The 18,742-nt window shown below is 72.9% G+C and carries 17 protein-coding genes; 5 read left to right on the forward strand and 12 right to left on the reverse strand.

Going from position 1 to position 18,742, the window contains the following annotated elements; translation table 11 throughout:
- Positions 1-49: 49 nt before the first annotated feature.
- Complete coding sequence (locus ACFWRV_RS04600) at positions 50-1,414, forward strand: FAD-binding protein (protein WP_384328169.1); 1,365 nt, start codon at positions 50-52, stop codon at positions 1,412-1,414.
- A 53-nt stretch (positions 1,415-1,467) separates the two neighbouring features.
- Entirely contained in the window at positions 1,468-2,223 is a 756-nt protein-coding gene (locus ACFWRV_RS04605) for a decaprenylphospho-beta-D-erythro-pentofuranosid-2-ulose 2-reductase (RefSeq protein WP_384328172.1), read from the forward strand.
- A gap of 50 nt (positions 2,224-2,273) precedes the next feature.
- On the opposite strand, the gene ACFWRV_RS04610 is transcribed toward ACFWRV_RS04605, so the two are convergent.
- The gene (locus ACFWRV_RS04610; RefSeq protein ID WP_384328174.1) at positions 2,274-2,873 is read right to left on the reverse strand and encodes a 2'-5' RNA ligase family protein; all 600 of its coding nucleotides are present in this window, start codon (positions 2,871-2,873) and stop codon (positions 2,274-2,276) included.
- A gap of 121 nt (positions 2,874-2,994) precedes the next feature.
- Positions 2,995-3,987: a tryptophan--tRNA ligase gene (gene trpS, locus ACFWRV_RS04615; RefSeq protein WP_384328585.1), complete on the reverse strand. Its 993-nt coding sequence runs from the start codon at positions 3,985-3,987 to the stop codon at positions 2,995-2,997.
- Positions 3,988-4,298: 311 nt separating this feature from the next.
- On the opposite strand from trpS, the gene rocD reads away from it, so the two are divergent.
- Positions 4,299-5,507 carry an ornithine--oxo-acid transaminase gene (rocD, locus tag ACFWRV_RS04620; RefSeq protein ID WP_384328177.1) on the forward strand — a complete coding sequence of 403 codons (1,209 nt, stop codon included), beginning with the start codon at positions 4,299-4,301 and terminating at the stop codon, positions 5,505-5,507.
- Positions 5,508-5,519: 12 nt separating this feature from the next.
- Here the strand turns inward: rocD and ACFWRV_RS04625 are convergent, their stop codons facing one another.
- From ACFWRV_RS04625 to ACFWRV_RS04635, 3 genes are all read right to left on the reverse strand, one after another.
- Positions 5,520-6,707 (reverse strand): glutathionylspermidine synthase family protein, encoded by a 1,188-nt coding sequence (locus ACFWRV_RS04625; RefSeq protein WP_384328180.1) that lies wholly within the window; start codon positions 6,705-6,707, stop codon positions 5,520-5,522.
- A 5-nt stretch (positions 6,708-6,712) separates the two neighbouring features.
- Complete coding sequence (locus ACFWRV_RS04630; RefSeq protein ID WP_384328183.1) at positions 6,713-6,988, reverse strand: hypothetical protein; 276 nt, start codon at positions 6,986-6,988, stop codon at positions 6,713-6,715.
- A 122-nt stretch (positions 6,989-7,110) separates the two neighbouring features.
- Positions 7,111-8,511, reverse strand: coding sequence for a PLP-dependent aminotransferase family protein (locus ACFWRV_RS04635; RefSeq protein ID WP_384328186.1), 1,401 nt, complete (start codon positions 8,509-8,511; stop codon positions 7,111-7,113).
- Between the two features lie 47 nt (positions 8,512-8,558).
- Between ACFWRV_RS04635 and ACFWRV_RS04640 the strand changes: the two genes are divergently transcribed.
- The gene (locus ACFWRV_RS04640; protein WP_384328189.1) at positions 8,559-9,068 is read left to right on the forward strand and encodes a carboxymuconolactone decarboxylase family protein; all 510 of its coding nucleotides are present in this window, start codon (positions 8,559-8,561) and stop codon (positions 9,066-9,068) included.
- Positions 9,069-9,149: 81 nt separating this feature from the next.
- Here the strand turns inward: ACFWRV_RS04640 and ACFWRV_RS04645 are convergent, their stop codons facing one another.
- The 4 genes from ACFWRV_RS04645 to ACFWRV_RS04660 all read right to left on the reverse strand — a co-directional run bounded on the left by ACFWRV_RS04645 (position 9,150) and on the right by ACFWRV_RS04660 (position 13,727).
- Positions 9,150-10,139: a malate dehydrogenase gene (locus ACFWRV_RS04645; protein WP_384328192.1), complete on the reverse strand. Its 990-nt coding sequence runs from the start codon at positions 10,137-10,139 to the stop codon at positions 9,150-9,152.
- 235 nt (positions 10,140-10,374) lie between these two features.
- The gene (locus ACFWRV_RS04650) at positions 10,375-11,661 is read right to left on the reverse strand and encodes a helix-turn-helix domain-containing protein (RefSeq protein ID WP_384328195.1); all 1,287 of its coding nucleotides are present in this window, start codon (positions 11,659-11,661) and stop codon (positions 10,375-10,377) included.
- A gap of 553 nt (positions 11,662-12,214) precedes the next feature.
- On the reverse strand, positions 12,215-12,820 hold the full coding sequence (locus ACFWRV_RS04655) for a DUF3017 domain-containing protein (protein ID WP_384328198.1): 606 nt from the start codon (positions 12,818-12,820) through the stop codon (positions 12,215-12,217).
- A 25-nt stretch (positions 12,821-12,845) separates the two neighbouring features.
- On the reverse strand, positions 12,846-13,727 hold the full coding sequence (locus tag ACFWRV_RS04660; protein ID WP_384328201.1) for a bifunctional methylenetetrahydrofolate dehydrogenase/methenyltetrahydrofolate cyclohydrolase: 882 nt from the start codon (positions 13,725-13,727) through the stop codon (positions 12,846-12,848).
- A 220-nt stretch (positions 13,728-13,947) separates the two neighbouring features.
- Between ACFWRV_RS04660 and ACFWRV_RS04665 the strand changes: the two genes are divergently transcribed.
- A complete protein-coding gene (locus tag ACFWRV_RS04665; RefSeq protein ID WP_384328204.1) occupies positions 13,948-14,592 on the forward strand; it encodes an RDD family protein in 645 nt (214 codons plus the stop codon).
- Positions 14,593-14,671: 79 nt separating this feature from the next.
- Here ACFWRV_RS04665 and ACFWRV_RS04670 read toward each other — a convergent pair whose 3' ends face one another.
- The 3 genes from ACFWRV_RS04670 to purN form a co-directional block, all read right to left on the reverse strand.
- Positions 14,672-16,201: a DUF2079 domain-containing protein gene (locus ACFWRV_RS04670; protein WP_384328207.1), complete on the reverse strand. Its 1,530-nt coding sequence runs from the start codon at positions 16,199-16,201 to the stop codon at positions 14,672-14,674.
- A gap of 178 nt (positions 16,202-16,379) precedes the next feature.
- Positions 16,380-17,933: a bifunctional phosphoribosylaminoimidazolecarboxamide formyltransferase/IMP cyclohydrolase gene (gene purH / locus ACFWRV_RS04675; RefSeq protein WP_384328210.1), complete on the reverse strand. Its 1,554-nt coding sequence runs from the start codon at positions 17,931-17,933 to the stop codon at positions 16,380-16,382.
- Positions 17,920-18,576: a phosphoribosylglycinamide formyltransferase gene (gene purN / locus ACFWRV_RS04680; protein WP_384328213.1), complete on the reverse strand. Its 657-nt coding sequence runs from the start codon at positions 18,574-18,576 to the stop codon at positions 17,920-17,922. The genes purH and purN overlap by 14 nt, the downstream gene beginning before the upstream one ends.
- Positions 18,577-18,742 lie beyond the last annotated feature (166 nt).

Genomic DNA, 18,742 nt, shown 5'->3' on the forward strand with positions numbered 1-18,742 from the left:
AATTCACCAATGCCTCGAATGGGGTTTAACGGACGATACGGTCACCCCCATGACCGTCGACACGGTGTCCTTGACCGGCTGGGGCCGCACCGCCCCCACGACCGCCGTGCGGTTCCGCCCCCGGAGTCACGAGGAGGCGGCCGCCGTCGTCCGGGGGCGCGGGCCCCGCGGTGTCATCGCGCGCGGGCTGGGGCGGTCGCCCGGGGACGCGGCGCAGAACGCGGGCGGCTCGGTGCTCGATCTGACGGGCCTGGCCCGGATCGGCGGTGTCGACGCCTCCGCCGGTGTGGTGCGCTGCGACGCGGGGGTCAGCCTGGAGCGGCTGCTGCGGGTCCTGCTGCCGCTGGGCTGGCTCCCGCCGGTCCTGCCGGGGACCGGCAGGGTGACGGTGGGCGGGGCGATCGGCTCGGATCTGCCCGGCCTCGACCACCGCCGGGCGGGTTCGTTCGCCCGGCACGTGAGCGCCCTGGAGCTGCTCACCGCCGACGGCGAGGTGCGTACGGTGCTGCCGGGCACCGCCCTCTTCGACGCGACCGCCGGGGGCCTCGGGCTGACCGGGGTGATCCTGGGCGCCACGCTCCGCCTCCGGCGTGTCGCCTCGGGGCTGATGTCGGTCTCCACCGAGCGCGCCGGGGACCTGGACGATCTGCTGGCCCGCTGCACCGCGGGCGGCGACCGGCTGCCGTACGCCTCCGCCTGGGTGGACCTGATGGCCCGGGGCCGGGCGATCGGACGCGGGGTCCTCACCCGGGGGGAGCACGCACCCCCGGATATGCGCCCGGCGCACGCGGGGCGCACTCTGCGGCCCTCGCGCTCCGGAGGGGCCCGGGGACGGCTCTCCGGCCCCGGCCTCCCACCGCTCCCGGGCTGGCTGCTCAGCCCGGTGGCGGCCGCTCTGTACAACGAGGTCCGCTACCGCAGCGCGCCCCGCGCGCGGGCCGCTGAGCCGCGCCCGGTCCCCGCCTTCTTCCACGCGTCGGACGCCCTCCCGGACGTGCGCCCGCTCTACGGCCGGGGCGGCCTGGTCCGCTACCGGTTCGCCGTCGGCTACGGCCAGGAGGAGACCCTGCACCGGGTGGTGCGCCGGATCGCGGCGCGCCGGAGCCCCGCCGTGCGGGCCGTCCTCCAGCGGTTCGGGCCGGCGGACCCCGGCCTGCTGTCGTTCGCCGCGCCCGGCTGGTCCCTGGCCCTGGATCTGCCCGCGGCCCTGCCCGGCCTGGCCCGCTTCCTGGACGGGGTCGACGAGGAGGTGGCCGCCGCCGGGGGCCGGGTCTGCCTGGCGAAGGACTCCCGGATGCGGCCGGAGACGGCGGCCGCGATGTACCCGCGGCTGGCGGAGTTCCGGGAGCTGCGGGCCCGGCTGGACCCGACGGGGGCGTTCCGCTCCGACCTGTCGCGCCGGCTCGGGCTGTGATCCACCCTGCCGTGTCTGCTTTCCCTCTCACCCCACCTGACCAGGAGCTTTCCGTGAAGGATGCCTTCGGCGCCCCGCAGTCCCTGCTCGTCCTCGGCGGCACCTCCGAGATCGCCCTGGCCACCGCGCGCCGGCTGATCGCTCTGCGCACCCGCCGGGTCTGGCTGGCCGGGCGCCCCTCTCCCGCCCTGGACGCGGCCGCCGCCGAACTGCGCGGGCGCGGGGCCGACGTACGGACCGTCGAGTTCGACGCGCTGGACTCCGCCTCCCACGAGGTGGCCCTCGGCAAGGTCTTCGCGGAGGGCGACGTCGACGTGGTGCTGATGGCGTTCGGGGTCCTCGGCGATCAGGCGCGGGACGAGGAGGAGCCGATGGCCGCGGTCCGGGTCGCCCAGACCAACTACACGGGGGCGGTCTCCGCCGGGCTGGTGTGCGCCGGCGCATTGCAGGCGCAGGGGCACGGTTCGCTGGTGGTGCTGTCGTCGGTGGCCGGGGAGCGCGCCCGGCGCGCGGACTTCATCTACGGCTCCAGCAAGGCGGGCCTCGACGCGTTCGCGCAGGGGCTCGGCGACGCGCTCCAGGGGACCGGGGTGCAGGTGATGGTGGTCCGGCCGGGGTTCGTCCGGACCCGGGCCACGGCCGGGCGGCCGGAGCAGCCGCTCGCGACGGGTCCCGATGAGGTCGCGGAGGCGATCGTCACGGGGCTGCGGCGGCGCTCGGAGACGGTGTGGGTGCCCGGTTCGCTCCGGGTGGTGATGGCGGCGCTGCGGCACGTGCCGCGCCCGCTGTTCCGCCGGCTCCCGGTCTGAGTCCGCCGGCTCCCGGTCCGGGCTCCGGCTCCGGGATGACGGCAGGGGGTTCAGGGCCGCAGCGAAGGGGCCGACGACGCGTCGATCGTGCAGCCGCCCTGGGCGGGGACGGCGGGCGCGCCGCCGCCTCCGCCGAACGGGAAGTCGCGGAGCTTGCGCCAGACGGCGTCCGGGCCCTGCTCGTACAGCGCGAAGGAGCCGCAGGTCCAGGCGGCCTCGTAGTCGGCGAGCTCCTCGTAGGCCCGGTCCATGGCCTCCTCGGAGATGCCGTGGGCCACGGTGACGTGCGGGTGGTACGGGAACTGGAGCTCGCGCACCAGGGGCCCGGAGGCGTCCCGCACCCGCTTCTGGAGCCAGGAGCAGGCCGAGGCGCCCGCGACGACCTGGACGAAGACGACCGGCGAGAGCGGGCGGAAGGTGCCGGTGCCGGAGAGCCGCATCGGGAACGGCCGGCCGGCCGTGGCGATCCGGTCGAGGTGCGCCTCGATCGCCGGGAGGTCGGCCGACTGCGCCTCGGTCGGCGGCATGAGGGTGACGTGGGTGGGAATGCCGAAGGCGGCAGGGTCCCCGAAGCTTGCGCGGCGATCCTGGAGCAGGCTGCCGTAGGGCTCCGGGACCGCGATCGAAACGCCGAGCGTTACGGTCCCCACGTCGTTCTCCTCCATCGTCGATGGTCGATTTTCGGTCATGCCGCGCGGGCCGGGTGTCCGGCCCGCGCGTTCCGCCGCAAGTGTGACCCCTGCGGCCATGATCTCGCCAGGGTCCTTGGACTCAGTGCTTCGCGGGCAGGAAGCCCATCCGGTCGTACGTCTGTGCCAGCGTCTCCGCGGCGACGGCCCTGGCCTTCTCCGCTCCCTTGGCCAGGATGGAGTCCAGCGTCTCCGGGTCGTCCAGATATTCCTGGGTGCGGGCCCGGAAGGGAGTGACGAATTCCACCATGGCCTCGGCCAGGTCGGTCTTCAGCGCGCCGTAGCCCTTGCCCTCGTAACTCCGTTCCAGATCCTCGACGGGGCTGCCGGAGAGGGTGGAGAGGATCGTGAGCAGGTTGCTGACGCCCGGCTTCTTCTCCTCGTCGAAGCGGATCACCGTGTCGGTGTCGGTGACCGCGCTCTTCACCTTCTTCGCGGTGACCTTCGGGTCGTCGAGGAGGTTGATGAGGCCCTTCGGCGTGGAGGCCGACTTGCTCATCTTCACCGCCGGGTCCTGGAGGTCGAAGATCTTCGCCGTCTCCTTGAGGATGTACGGCGCGGGGACGGTGAACGTCTGGCCGTACCGGCCGTTGAACCGCTCGGCGAGGTCGCGGGTCAGCTCGATGTGCTGGCGCTGGTCCTCGCCCACCGGGACCTGGTTCGCCTGGTAGAGCAGGATGTCCGCGACCTGGAGCACCGGGTAGGTGAAGAGGCCGACGGTGGCCCGGTCGGCGCCCTGCTTGGCGGACTTGTCCTTGAACTGCGTCATCCGGGAGGCCTCGCCGAAGCCGGTGAGGCAGTTCATCACCCAGCCGAGCTGGGCGTGCTCGGGCACATGGCTCTGGACGAAGAGCGTGCACCGCTCGGGGTCCAGGCCGGCCGCGAGCAGCTGCGCCACGGCGAGCCGGGTGTTGGCCCGCAGCTCGGCGGGGTCCTGCGGGATCGTGATCGCGTGCAGGTCCACGACCATGTAGAAGGCGTCGTGGCTCTCCTGCAGGGCCACCCACTGGCGCACCGCGCCCAGGTAGTTGCCGAGGTGGAAGGAGCCCGCGGTGGGCTGGATCCCGGAGAGCACGCGCGGACGGGCGGCCGCACCGGTGCGGCCCGTCTGCGGCTGGTCGGTGGGGAGCGAAGGGCGATCAGAGGCCATGGCCCCATTGTCTCAGGTGCGCGCGGCATCTCCGGCAGCCGGTGCGGGGCGGGAAGGGCGCGTCACCGCACGGTGCCGGGGCACGGGAGCGCACGGCTGAGACGAACGGCACATTCCACCCGCCGGGCGTGCGACGGCGGGCGCGCCGGTCGCCGGAGGTTTCCCGGCGCGGGTTCCGACCGACGATACAAAGTGGGCACCACCCTCCGCCCAGCCGCACGACGAACGGAGATCCCGTGTCGACCACGGAAACCGCCATCGCCTCCGCCGAGGCGCACAGCGCGCACAACTACCACCCGTTGCCGGTCGTCGTGGCCTCGGCCGAGGGGGCCTGGATGACCGACGTCGAGGGCCGCAGGTATCTCGACATGCTCGCGGGATACTCGGCGCTCAATTTCGGCCACGGCCACCGCCGGCTCATCGACGCGGCCAAGGCCCAGCTGGAACGCGTCACGCTGACGTCCCGGGCCTTCTACCACGACCGGTTCGCCGAGTTCTGTACGGAGCTGGCGGCGCTGTGCGGCATGGAGACGGTGCTGCCGATGAACACCGGGGCGGAGGCCGTGGAGACCGCGGTGAAGACCGCCCGCAAGTGGGGCTACCGGGTCAAGGGCGTGCCGGACGGCATGGCGAAGATCATCGTGGCCTCGGACAACTTCCACGGCCGCACGACGACGATCGTCAGCTTCTCCACCGACCCGGAGGCGCGGGCCGACTTCGGCCCGTACACCCCCGGCTTCGAGATCGTGCCGTACGGGGACCTCACCGCGATGCGGGAGGCGATGACGGAGAACACCGTGGCGGTGCTGATCGAGCCGATCCAGGGCGAGGCGGGGGTGCTGGTGCCGCCGGCCGGCTATCTCCCCGGCGTACGGGAGCTGACCCGCGAGCGGAACGTGCTGTTCATCGCGGACGAGATCCAGTCGGGCCTGGGCCGGACCGGGAAGACGTTCGCGCTGGACCACGAGGGTGTGGTGCCGGACATGTACGTGCTCGGCAAGGCGCTGGGCGGCGGGGTGGTGCCGGTCTCCGCGGTGGTCTCGTCGGCGGACGTGCTCGGGGTGTTCCGGCCCGGCGAGCACGGCTCCACCTTCGGCGGGAACCCGCTGGCCTGCGCGGTGGCGCTGGAGGTGATCGCGATGCTGCGGACCGGCGAGTACCAGCAGCGGGCGGCCGAGCTGGGCGACCATCTGCACCGGGAGCTGGGCCTGTTGACGGGCGGCGGCGCGGTGGAGGCGGTGCGCGGCCGGGGGCTGTGGGCGGGTGTGGACATCGCTCCGGCGCTGGGCACCGGCCGGGAGATCTCCGAGCGGCTGATGGAGCAGGGGGTGCTGGTGAAGGACACGCACGGCTCGACGATCCGGATCGCGCCGCCGCTGGTGATCTCCAAGGAGGACCTGGACTGGGGGCTGGACCGGCTGCGGGCGGTGCTGAGCGCCCGGTAGGACACAAAAGGTTCAGAGGATGACGTGGGGCAGGAAGCGGGCGTACTCGTCCGTGACCGGCCCCGCGGACTCCCGGATGCCGAGCCCCGCCGCCTCGTCCTCGACGGTCCACGCGCCGAGCACCACCCGGTTGCCGTCGAAGTCGGGCAGCGGGGCCGACTCCTGGTAGCAGCACGGCTCGTCGCGCTCCACGGGCGGTGAGCCGGGGCCGTGCAGGTCGACCCCGGCGCCCTCGCGGCCGAGCAGCGGCTTGGAGACGTACCCCGCCCCGCCGGGTCCGGCCAGCTCGCGCGGGCCGTCGAGATAGGCGGGCAGCAGGTTCGGGTGGCCCGGGTACAGCTCCCAGAGGATCGCCAGCAGCGCCTTGTTGGAGAGCAGCATCTTCCAGGCGGGCTCGATCCAGCAGGTGGTGCCGGTGCCGCCGCCGTTGTCGAGGGTGTCCAGGACCCTCGGGCCGAAGCGGTCCGTGGCCAGCCACTCCCAGGGGTAGAGCTTGAAGCAGCTGCGGACGAAGCGCAGTCGGTCGTCGACGAACCGGCCCGAGAGCCGGTCCCAGCCGATCTCCTCGACGGACAGCGCGTGCGTCTCCAGACCGGCCTGGTCGGCGGTCTCGCGCAGATAGGCGACCGTCATCAGGTCCTCGCCGAGCTCGTCGCCGTCGGAGTGGACGAAGTGCAGCGGTCCGGGCGGCAGCAGGGACGCCTGCCGCTTCCAGGCGTCCACAAGACGCTCGTGCAGGGAGTTCCACTGGTCGGCCCCGGGGAAGCGGTCCTCCATCCAGAACCACTGCGCGCTCGCGGCCTCCACCAGCGAGGTCGGGGTGTCGGCGTTGTACTCCAGCATCTTCGCCGGGCCGCTCCCGTCGTAGCGCAGGTCGAACCGCCCGTACACGGAGGGCTGTTCGGCCCGTCGGCGCCAGGACTCGGCGACCAGTGCGGCCAGGCGCGGGTCGGTGATGCCGAGGTCGGCGAAGCGTTCCTGCTCGACGATGTGCGCGGCGGCGGCCAGGCTCATCGTGTGCAGTTCCTCGACGACCTCCTCCAGCGCCTCGACCTCGGGCAGCGAGAACACGTAGTAGGCGCTCTCGTCCCAGTAGGGGCGCAGCGTGTCGTCGGGGTAGCGGGTGAGCGGGTAGACGACACCCTGCGCCTCGACGGTCTCCTGCCAGCCGGGGCGCGGCTCGATCGTGCGGCGTTCCACGGCGGTCAGCCGCCGCCGGAGCCGGAGCAGCCGAAGCCGCCGCGGTCGACCGCGGACTTGTCGAAGCTGCCGCCGTCCACCTTGCCGTCGCTGCCCTTGGAGCCGCCGTAGTAGTACGAGCCGTTGCCGCCGCTGCGGCACTCGGAGCTGGGCAGGGTCTTCTGCGTCGTGCGGTCGGCGCACCGCTTGTCCGGCTCCGAGCCGCAGGACGTGATCGTCAGGGCGAGCAGCCCCATGCCGCCGAGCACGACCGTGCTCGACCTCAGCCTTCGTGTGGCCATGTTCGGTTCTCCCCCGTGGTACGCGATCGGATCCGGCTTCTCGTTCGCGCGTGCGCAACCGGACCTCTTGTCAGAATAGTTCGACGCGGGGCCGGTTCGAAACCTGTGCTCTGCCGGGGTTCTTACGGCAGCACCCGGCACAGGGCGTCCAGCGCGCCCGTCCAGGCGCTCTCCGACGGCGAGCCGTAACCGATCACCAGGGCGTCGCGGGCGGCCGGGGCGTCCGGGTGGCGGTAGCGCGCCAGGCCCTCCAGAGCCAGGCCCTGGAAGGCCGCCGCCTGGATCACCGAACGCTCGGCGCCCGCGGGGAGTTCGAGGACCGCGTGCAGCCCGGCCGCGATCCCGCCGACCTCGATGCCCGGCGCGCGCTCGGCGAGCGCCGCGACGAGCTGGTCGCGGCGGCGGCGGTAGCGCAGCCGCATGGAGCGCACATGGCGGTCGTACGCCCCCGAGGCGATGAACTCCGCGAGCGTCAGCTGGTCGGGCGAGCCGGACATCCAGTCGGCCACGCCCTTCGCCGCCACCACCTCCCCCACCAGGTGCCGGGGCAGCACCATCCAGCCCAGGCGCAGCCCCGGGGCCAGCGACTTGCTGGCGGTGCCGAGATACACCACCCGCTCCGGATCGAGGCCCTGGAGCGCGCCCACCGGCTGCCGGTCGTACCGGAACTCCCCGTCGTAGTCGTCCTCCAGGATCAGCCCGCCGGTGGACCGGGCCCAGTCGACGGCGGCGGCCCGCCGGTCCGGGTGCAGCGGTACGCCGGTGGGGAACTGGTGCGCCGGGGTGAGCAGGACGGCCCCCGCGCCGCGCAGCGCGGCCAGTTCGCCGGTCCGGGAGCCGTGCTCGTCCAGCGGCAGGCACGGGGTGCGCAGCCCGGCCTCGGTGAGCAGGTTCGTATGGAGGTCGAGGCCGTACGACTCGACGGCGACCTCCCGGACCCGGCGGCGGCGCAGCACCCGGCCCAGCAGCGCGAGACCGTGTGCGAAGCCGGCGCAGATCACGATGCGCTCCGGGTCGGCGTACACCCCGCGCGCCCGCGCCAGGTACTCGGCCAGCACGGTGCGCAGTTCGACGCGGCCGTGCGGGTCGCCGTAGCCGAAGGCCTCGTCGGGCGCGGCGGTGAGCGCCTTGCGGGCCGCCTTGAGCCAGGCGGTGCGGGGGAAGCCGGACAGGTCCGGCGTGCCGGGCTTCAGGTCGTACCCGGCCCCGGACCGCACCGGCCGGGCGGGGGCCGCCGCGGGGTCCGTGCGGCGCGGCGCGGAACGCCGGGCGACCCGGGTCCCCGAACCCTGACGGGCGGTGAGCCAGCCCTCGGCGACCAGTTCGGCGTAGGCGTCGGCGACCGTGTTGCGGGCGACGCCCAGGTCGGCGGCGAGCACCCGGGAGGACGGCAGCCGGGTGCCGGGCGCCAGGCGGCCGGTGCGCACCGCCTCCCGGAGCGCCTCCATCAGCCCGCTCCGCAGCCCCTGGCCGACCGGCTCCAGATGCAGGTCAGCGCCGAAAGTGGCCCAGGAATCCGTCATGCCAATGGACCATACCGGGGCGCCATCGGGGCCGTAGCGTCGTCCGTATGACCTCGACACATGAACACCACCACGCCCTGGCCGACCTCGCCCCCGAGCACCCGGCCCGGATCTCCGTCTCCCAGCTCCTGCCCGACGTGTACAAGGCGATGGTCCGGCTCGACATCGCCGCCCGTAAGGGGCTGGACCCGGTCCTGGTCGAGCTGGTGAAGATCCGGGCCTCGCAGCTCAACCGGTGCGCGTTCTGCCTGGACATGCACAGCAAGGACGCGCTCGCGGCGGGCGAGTCCGTCGAGCGGATCGTCCAGCTCAGCGCCTGGGCGGAGTCGCGGCACTTCTACACCGAGAAGGAGCTGGCGGCGCTCGCCCTGACCGAGGCGGTCACCGTCCTGACCGACGGCTTCGTCCCGGACGAGGTGTACGCGAAGGCCGCCGAGCACTTCGAGGAGACCGAGCTGGCCCAGCTGATCGCGGCCATCACCGTGATCAACGCCTGGAACCGCTTCGGCGTCACCGGCCGGCTGACCCCCGGCCACTACACCCCCGGCGCCCACTGAGCGCGCGCACGCGGGAGCGCCCCCGGCAGCAAGTGCTGCCGGGGGCGCTCGACGTACCGCGGGTGCGGGTGCGGCTGCGGGTCAGATGAGGCCGAGCTCGCGGACCGCGTCGCGCTCCTCGGTGAGCTCCTTGACCGACGCGTCGATGCGCGCACGGGAGAACTCGTTGATGTCCAGGCCCTGGACGATCTCGTACTTTCCGTCCTTCGTGGTGACCGGGAAGGAGGAGATGATGCCCTCGGGGACGCCGTAGGAGCCGTCCGACGGGATGCCCATCGAGGTCCAGTCGCCGTCGGCGGTGCCGTTGACCCAGGTGTGCACGTGGTCGATGGCGGCGTTGGCGGCCGAGGCGGCCGAGGACGCGCCACGGGCCTCGATGATCGCGGCGCCGCGCTTGGCGACGGTCGGGATGAAGGTGTCGGCGAGCCACACCTCGTCGTTGACGACCTCGGCGGCGTTCTTGCCGGCGATCTCCGCGTGGAAGATGTCCGGGTACTGGGTGGCCGAGTGGTTGCCCCAGATCGTCAGCTTCTTGATGTCGGAGACGGCGGCGCCGGTCCTGGCGGCCAGCTGCGAGATCGCGCGGTTGTGGTCCAGGCGGGTCATCGCGGTGAAGCGCTCGGCCGGTACGTCCGGGGCGGCGGCCTGCGCGATGAGCGCGTTGGTGTTGGCCGGGTTGCCGACGACGAGGACCTTGATGTCGTCCGCGGCGTGGTCGTTGATGGCCTTGCCCTGCGGCTTGAAGATGCCGCCGTTGGCGGCGAGCAGGTCGCCGCGCTCCATGCCCTTGGTACGCGGGCGGGCGCCGACGAGCAGGGCGACGTTCGCACCGGCGAAGCCGACGTTCGGGTCGTCGGTGATCTCGATGCCGCGCAGCAGCGGGAAGGCGCAGTCGTCGAGCTCCATGGCGGTGCCCTCGGCGGCCTTGAGGCCCTGCGGGATCTCCAGGAGGCGGAGGTTGACCGGCACGTCCGGGCCGAGCAGGTGGCCGGAGGCGATGCGGAAGAGCAGCGCGTAGCCGATCTGGCCGGCTGCGCCGGTCACGGTGACATTCACGGGAGTGCGGGTCATGGCGGTCTCCGTTTAGACAGCTGGCGGTGGGGGTCCCGGCCCCTGGTGCCGGACCCTGGTGCTGGACGCCTCTCCCGCCCCGACCCGTCCTGACGACCAATCTTGACGTGAAGAGATATCCAGCGGTCAGGCTATCGGACCCGGCCGGGCCGGACCGCCCACCCCCCTGTGGCACCGCACACAACCGGTCACGCACCGCACGCGCGGGCGGTGCCGGGCGCGGGGTCCGCCGCTGTCATTCGACCGGGTCGGTGCAGCCCTTCGTGCCGGAGGTGAGCGTGGCGCAGGCCTTCGCGTCGCCCGCCTTCTTCACCGCGACCATCGGGGTGTACGCGTCGGTGTCCCCCATGACCTCGCCGTTCTGCGCGCCCTTGCCCGCGGTGATCTGCACGGTGTCGCCGATCGCCGCCCCGGTCAGGCGGGCCCAGGCGGCGGAGCAGACCTTGCTGTAACGCACCTCGATCCTGCCGCCGCCGACCACGCCGGTGGCCACCGTACGGGCGAACTCGCCGCCGCAGCCCATCGCCTCGGGGTCCTGCCCGGCGCAGTCCGCACCGCTGCACTCGACGCCCACGGGCAGCTCCGGGGCGGCCGTGGTGGGGGCCGCCGACGGGGGCGGGGTGGCCTTGGCGGCGTCGTCGCCCGGCGCGAGCAGCACCGCGCCGACCACGACGATCAGGGCGCCGACGGCGCCGACCGCGAGCATGGGGCCCTTGCGGCGGCCTCCGGGCCCCTGGCCCGGTCCGGTGCGGCCCGCATTCCGGCCGGAGTCGGAGGAGCCGGGGCCGGCGAAGCCGGGAGCCGAGGAGCCGGGAGCCGAGGAGCCGCTGCCGGTGCTCGGCGCCGGGTTCCACTCCGGTCGCCGCCCGCCCTGGTCCGGGCCGCCGTCGTGCGGTCGGTCCTGGTGGCGGGCGGGGTGGGGTACGGTGCCGCGCTGGGTGGGGACGACGAGTTGGCGCGTGTCGTCGTCGCCGGGCCCGTAAGCCCCGCCGCCGCGGGGTCCGTTGCCCTGGCCGTCGCCGCCGAAGGGGTCCTTGCCGTTGGGGTCGCGCGGCGGGGCGTCCGTACCGGCCGGGCCCGCCGGGGTGGGGACCCGGGCTCCGGAACCGGCCGCGCCGCTCCTGCCGCCGGCGGCGAAGCGGCCCGACCCGCCGCCCGACGGAGCGCCGGGGGCCGTCGTCCCCGGCTCGCCGAGCGCGGCACGCGCCTGCGTGATGCGGATGGCCTCCATCGTCATGTCGTGGCGCATCTCGGCCCGGCTCCAGGCCCGCTCCGCCAGCTCCCACATGGTCGTGAGGTGGTGCTGCGGGGTGCCCGTCACCTCGGCGAGCGCCACGACGGCCCCGCGCGGGGCGAGCAGCCGTCCGTTGAGATACCGCTCCCAGGACGTCTTGCTGTAACCCGTGCGGTCGGCCACCGCGTTGATGTTCAGCCCGCTGCGGTCGACGAGCCGGCGCAGCTGGCTGGCGAACTCCCTGATCTGCGGGTCGAGCTCTTCGGGCAGTGCCTTCCAACGAGGCATGGCGTTTCCCTTCCCCCCTCATGTCCCCCGGACGTGCTTGCTGTACCCCGCTGCGGTCGGGCCCCGGCCCGCACCTCCCCCGGTCCGTCCGCCGTCGGTCCGATACGGACGTCAGCTGGACTACCCACGAGGATGCGCGGAGCCAGGGTGTCAGTTCCTGACGAGGGGGCGCACGGGAGCATTCGGGACCGGGTGCGCGTCATCACGCGCCCCGATCGCTGTTCCGGCCACTGCTCTCTGCCTGCTCCGTGCCGCTCGGTGTGCCGTGACAGTCTGCCATCGTTGCGCGGCGATCACACCGTGCCGGAATGGTCACTTCCGTGCCACAGGCCACAGTGAGCGCTTGTCCCGGCCTTTCATGTCCATGACGCTGGAGTCGGGACGGGGCAAGGCAGCCCATCTCGCCGCATACCGGGGCTTCTTGCCCGGTGGCTCCGTTCCGCCGTGGTGTCCGTCCCTCCTCGGGGGTGGGGACGGGCACCACGGGCGGGGCATCACGGGCCTGATCCGAGCGGCCCTGATCCGAACGGGCCTGATCCGAACGGCCCGCCCGCTAGCGGATCGTGAAGCGGACCGCGTCCTCCAGGATCGGGACGTCGAGCCACGGTTCGGGCTGGGCGACCAGCGCGAGCAGCACGATCAGTGTGCCCATCAGCCCGTACGTGACCAGGTCGGTGAAGCGGGACCGTACGGCCAGCATCCCGACCGAGGGCACCACCCAGCGCAGCACGGCACCGGTGATCAGCGCGCCGCCCATCAGGATGGTGCCGATGCGGAACGCCTGTTCGAATGGGTCCAGGACCACGATCAGCAGCCCGAGGCCCGCCGCGCCGAGCACGGTGAGCAGCGGCCACTGCCGGGCCGGCGCGGGCGCGTCGCCGGACGCCGCCCGGCCGCCGCCCTCGGGCCGGGCGGTGTCCCGGGTGAACCGGGGAAAGCGCCGCGACCGGCGGGGCCGCGCGGCGGTGGCGGAGTCGGTCCGCCCGTCGGTCGCGGCGTCGGTCGCGGCGTCGGTCGTGGCGTCGCCCCGCCCGGCGGAGCCGCCGGATTCGCCGGAGCCGCTCCGCCCGTCGGCGGCCCCGGCCTCGCCCGGCCCGCCCGGCCCGTCCGCAGCGCGGCCCGCCGGGGCGGGGTCGGCCGGACTCGTACCAGCACCCATGGGGGTTCCCTCCGGCATCCGGCCGTCAGCCCGCGGCGGCGGCGTCGGCGGCCTCGGCGGCGGCCCGCTCGGCCGCCTCGACCACGTTGACCAGGAGCTGCGCACGGGTCATCGGGCCGACGCCCCCGGGGTTCGGGGCGACCCAGGCGGCCACCTCGCGGACCCCCGGGTGCACATCGCCGACGATCTTGCCGTCCGCGTCCCGGCTGACGCCGACGTCGAGCACGGCGGCGCCCGGCTTCACGTCCTCCGGCTTGATCAGGTGCTGCACCCCGGCGGCGGCGACGATGATGTCGGCCTGGCGCAGGTGGGAGGAGAGGTCCCGGGTGCCGGTGTGGCACTGGGTCACCGTGGCGTTCTCCGACTTACGGGTCAGCAGCAGCGGGATCGACCGGCCGATGGTGACGCCGCGTCCGACGACCACGACATGCGCCCCGTTGATCTCCACGCCGTGCGCGCGCAGCAGCTGGACGACGCCCTGCGGGGTGCAGGGCAGCGGGCCCGTCTCGTTGAGGACGAGGCGGCCGAGGCTCATCGGGTGCAGCCCGTCGGCGTCCTTCTCCGGGTCCATCAGCTCCAGGATCCGGTTGGTGTCGATGCCCTTGGGCAGCGGCAACTGGACGATGTAACCGGTGCACTCGGGGTTGGCGTTCAGCTCCCGGACGACGTCCTCGATCTCCTCCTGCGTGGCGGTGTCGGGGAGTTCGCGCTGGAGGGAGCCGATGCCGACCTGGGCGCAGTCACGGTGCTTGCCGTTGACGTACCACCGGCTGCCCGGGTCGTCCCCGACGAGCAGGGTTCCGAGGCCGGGAGTGATCCCCTGGGCCTTGAGGGCCGCCACACGGACGGTCAGATCGGTTTTGATCGCGGCAGCGGTGGCCTTGCCATCGAGAATCTGGGCAGTCATGGGCCCATCCTCGCGGATGACCCCGCCCGCATACCAATTGCCGGCGCCACCCCCGTACAGGACATTGCACTTGCACAACGTCCGGGGTCCCGGACTGGACAAACCAGGGTCCCGCTCATAACGATGAAGGCCGCGGTTGTACGGGGGGCGGGCCGCTGAACGATGTCCTTCCTCCGTGTGGCCGTTTCGTCCCCACACGTCTGTTGAAGGAACACCCCTTATGAGCTTCGGCGACCCGAACAACCCGTACGGGCAGCAGCCCGGCCAGCCTCCCCAGGGCCCGCCGCAGGGACAGCCCGGTTACGGATACCCGCAGCAGGCTCCGCAGGGTGTCCCGCCGCAGGGCTACGGCTACCCGCAGCAGCAGCCGGGGTACCCCCAGCAGCAGCCCGGTTACCCGCAGCAGCCCGGCCAGCCCTACGGCGGCGGCTACCCGCAGCAGCCCGGCCACGGCGGCATGCCCGAGCTGGCCCACTGGGGTCTGCGCGCGGGCGGGCTGATCATCGACGGCCTCGTCGTCGGTGTCCCCTACCTCGTCCTCGGCGGCATCGGCGGCGCCATGGGCGACTCCGCGGGTGCGGTCTTCGCCCTGATCGGCTTCGTGGCGCTGATCGGTCTCGCCATCTGGCAGCTGTACCAGGAGGGCACGACCGGCCAGACGCTCGGCAAGAAGGCCGTGGGCATCCGTCTGCTGCGCGAGGCCGACGGCCGTCCGCTGGGCTTCGGCATGGCCTTCGTGCGCCGGCTGGCCCACTTCCTGGACAGCGTCGCCTGCTACATCGGCTGGCTGTGGCCGCTGTGGGACGAGAAGAAGCAGACGTTCGCGGACAAGGTCTGCTCGTCGGTGGTCGTCAAGGCCAACTGACGTTCCTGTCCTGACCTGCCGCGAGGGCCGCACCCGTTCACCGGGTGCGGCCCTCGCGCGTACGGCCCCGGGGCTGCGGTCAGTCGCCCCGTACGCCCGGGATCTCCGCCGGCTCCGGTGTCGTGCGCTCCATCACCACGAAGCTGCCGCCCCGGTGCTTGAGCCGGTAGCGCGCCTCGGGGTGCAGTTGCTGGGCGTACGCCACCGGGTCCTCGATCGGGCGGGACCAGCCGAAGTCCAGGTTGATGGCGACGATGTCGGGTGCGGTGCCCGGGGCGCCGCCGACCCAGTAGACGGTGCGGTCGGAGGTGAGGTGGGCCATCAGCGTGATGTCCGTCTCGACCCGCGCCCCGGCCGGGATGGCGTCCAGCGCCGCCCGGGCCGCCCGGCTGCGGGCGTCATCGGTGCGGTAGGTGTCGGGGCGCAGCAGATCGCGCAGCGGCAGGTGCTGGGTCATCGCGACCGCGATCGCGGCGGCGACGGGCACGGCGACCTTCGCGTACGAGGCGAGCCAGGGACGGTGCGAGTCGCGGCTGCGGCGGACGCCGTCGGCCAGGGCGAGGAAGAGCACCGGCATGAGGATCGCGCTGTAGTGCCAGACCATGCCCCAGTGGTTGCTGTCCTGGGAGAGCAGCCGCCAGCCGAGCGTGGGGACGATCAGCAGCGTCAGCGGTGAACGCAGCGCCATGAACGCGGTGATGCCGATCAGGAAGACCAGCATCTCGATCTTGACGGAGGAGTCGAGGACGCCGAGGACGGAGTCCAGCATCGAGACGTCCTGCTCGCCGTTCTTGTCGATCTTCTGCCAGTAGTCGTAGGTGCCGGCGCTGCTGGCCGCCGGGATGAGCACCATGAGCGTGAGGACGAAGGCGGCGACCCCGTACGCGGCGAGCAGCGCGCCCTGGAGCCGGCGGCCGTACACGAACAGCAGGAAGCCGACGACGGCGACGGTCGCGCCGAGGTCCTCCTTGACCAGGACCAGCGGCAGCGACCAGAGCAGGGCGGCCGTGTACCGCTTCAGGAGCAGGGCCCGGCAGACGAGGGCCAGCAGGGGCACGGCGAACGCGATCTCGTGGAAGTCGGCCTTCACCGCTTCCTGGATGCCCCAGGAGAGTCCGTACGCGACGGTGACGCAGAGCCCGGAGCGTCCGCCGAGGAGCTGCTGGGTGGTGCGGCCGACGATGACCGCGCCCAGCGCGAACAGCGCGGCCTGGGCGAACAGCAGGGACTCGGCGGACGGCCAGATCCAGTACAGCGGGGCCAGCAGCGCCACGATCGGGGAGAAGTGGTCACCGAGGATCAGATAGCCGGGGCCCTTGATGTCGACGATCGGGGCGTCGAACCCGGCGTACGCCCGGACCTCCTGCTCGAAGATCCCGAGGTCCCAGGAGGGCGAGCCGAAGCGGGCGTACTGGAAGGAGGAGTAGAGGAAGTAGAGCGCGCACAGGATCACGCCGGCGATGAGGTACGGGCGCAGGGGTACGTGGTCGGAGGAGGCCGCTCCCGCGCTCGGGGAGTCGTCCGCCGGGCGGGTGTCCGGACCCTGTCCCTGGGCGGGCAGGCGTCCCGGCTCCGACCGGTCCGTTCCACTCTTGTTCAGCTCAAGCACGGTGACTGTCCCTGCTGGGGATTGCTACGGCCGTGTCATTAGAACAGAGCGGCGAGCCGATTCCCGCACGCCGGAAGACGGTGAGCGGCCCGGAGCCGCACCCCGTGGCGGGATGCGGCTCCGGCCGGACCGGGTCGGTCGGGGAACGGGACCCGGTCCGTGGAAGAACGGGACCGGTTCAGTGGAAGAAGTGGCGCGTGCCCGTGAAGTACATGGTCACGCCGGCCTTCTTCGCGGCCTCGATCACCAGCTCGTCGCGGACGGATCCGCCGGGCTGGACGACGGCCTTGATTCCGGCGGCCGTGAGGATCTCCAGGCCGTCGGGGAACGGGAAGAACGCGTCGGACGCGGCGTACGCACCGGCGGCCCGCTCCTCGCCCGCCCGCTCGACGGCGAGCTTCGCGGAGTCGACGCGGTTGACCTGGCCCATGCCGACGCCGACCGACGCGCCGTCCTTGGCGAGCAGGATCGCGTTGGACTTGACCGCCCGGGACGCCTTCCAGGCGAAGGCGAGCTCCTTCAGCTCCGCCTCGGAGAGCGCCTCGCCGGTGGCGAGCGTCCAGCCCGCCGGGTCGTCGCCCTCGGCCTGGAGGCGGTCGGTGACCTGGAGGAGCGCGCCGCCGTCGATCGGCTTGGTCTCGAACGCGGCGGTGGGGGCCTCGGGGGCGCGCAGCACGCGGATGTTCTTCTTGCGGGCCAGCACCTCGACCGCGCCGTCCTCGTAGGCCGGGGCGACGATGACCTCGGTGAAGATCTCCGCGACCTGCTCGGCCAGCGCGACGGTCACCGGGCGGTTGACGGCGATGACGCCGCCGAACGCGGAGAGCGGGTCGCAGGCGTGCGCCTTGCGGTGTGCCTCGGCGACGTCGTCACCGATCGCGATGCCGCACGGGTTGGCGTGCTTGATGATCGCGACGCACGGCTCGGCGTGGTCGTAGGCGGCGCGGCGGGCGGCGTCGGTGTCCGTGTAGTTGTTGTAGGACATCTCCTTGCCGTGCAGCTGCTCGGCCTCGGCGAGACCGCCGTCGCCGGAGGTGTAGAGCGCGGCGGGCTGGTGCGGGTTCTCGCCGTAGCGCAGGACGTTCTTGCGGGTGAAGGTGGAGCCGAGGAACTCGGGGAGGCCGGAGTCGTCGGCGGCCGCGTAGTCGTCCGCGAACCAGGAGGCGACGGCCACGTCGTAGGCGGCGGTGTGCTGGAAGGCCTCGGCGGCCAGCCGCTTGCGGGCGGTCAGGTCGAAGCCGCCGGCGGCGACGGCGGCGAGGACGTCGGCGTACCGCCCGGGGCTGGTGACGACGGCGACGGAGGGGTGGTTCTTGGCGGCGGCGCGGACCATCGAGGGGCCGCCGATGTCGATCTGCTCGACGCACTCGTCGTCGGACGCGCCCGAGGCGACGGTCTCCTTGAACGGGTAGAGGTTCACCACGACCAGGTCGAAGGGCTCCACGCCCAGCTCGGCGAGCTGCTCGCGGTGGGCGTCCAGGCGGAGGTCGGCGAGGATGCCGGCGTGAACGCGCGGGTGCAGCGTCTTGACGCGGCCGTCCAGGCACTCGGGGAAGCCGGTGAGCTCCTCGACCTTGGTGACCGGCACTCCGGCGGCGGCGATGCGCCCGGCGGTGGAGCCGGTGGAGACGAGTTCGACGCCCGCCTCGTGCAGACCACGGGCGAGGTCTTCGAGCCCCGTCTTGTCGTAGACGCTGACCAGGGCGCGGCGGATGGGCTTATTCACCGACATGACCGAGATGAACCTTTCGTCCCTCAATGCGATGGCCGTCACGGGCGATCCGCCCCACGGCCTCGACGAGCAGCGAGCGCTCGACTTCCTTGATGCGTTCGTGGAGGGCGGCTTCGCCCTCCGGGGTGTCCTCCTCGGTCACCTCGACCACGCCCTGCGCGATGATCGGACCGGTGTCGACGCCGTCGTCGACGAAGTGGACGGTGCAGCCCGTGACCTTGACGCCGTACGCGAGCGCGTCACGCACTCCGTGGGCGCCGGGGAAGCTGGGCAGCAGGGCGGGATGGGTGTTGACGGTCCGGCCGCCGAAGGCGGCGAGGAACGCCGGGCCGACGATCTTCATGAAACCGGCGGAGACGACGAGGTCCGGGCGGTGCGCGGCGACCTGCGCGGTGAGCGCCTCGTCCCATGCGGCGCGGCTGTCGTGGTCCTTGACCTTGCACACGAACGTGGGGATGCGGGCCCGCTCCGCGCGCTCCAGGCCACCGGTCCCGAAGCGGTCCGCGCCGACCGCGACGATCTGCGCTCCGTACCCCTCGGGATCGTCGCCGATGGCGTCGAGGAGCGCCTGGAGATTCGTACCGGATCCGGAGACCAGCACGACCAGCCGGGCAGGAGAGGCGGAGGTGGGCGGGGAGGCCACGTCGGGGCCCTTTCTCACGTGATGACCGCGGGGTGACACGGGTGCGGCAGGCTCTTTGTAGGGTCGTACGAAGGTATCGCCTCGCCCGATACGGGGAACCCTACGAACGGGCCGACCGTCAGCAACGATACCGGCACACCCGACGGCCCCCACGGGACGGGGGCGT

Origin of the sequence: Streptomyces sp. NPDC058576, from assembly GCF_042718715.1 — a bacterium.
Classification (GTDB): domain Bacteria; phylum Actinomycetota; class Actinomycetes; order Streptomycetales; family Streptomycetaceae; genus Streptomyces.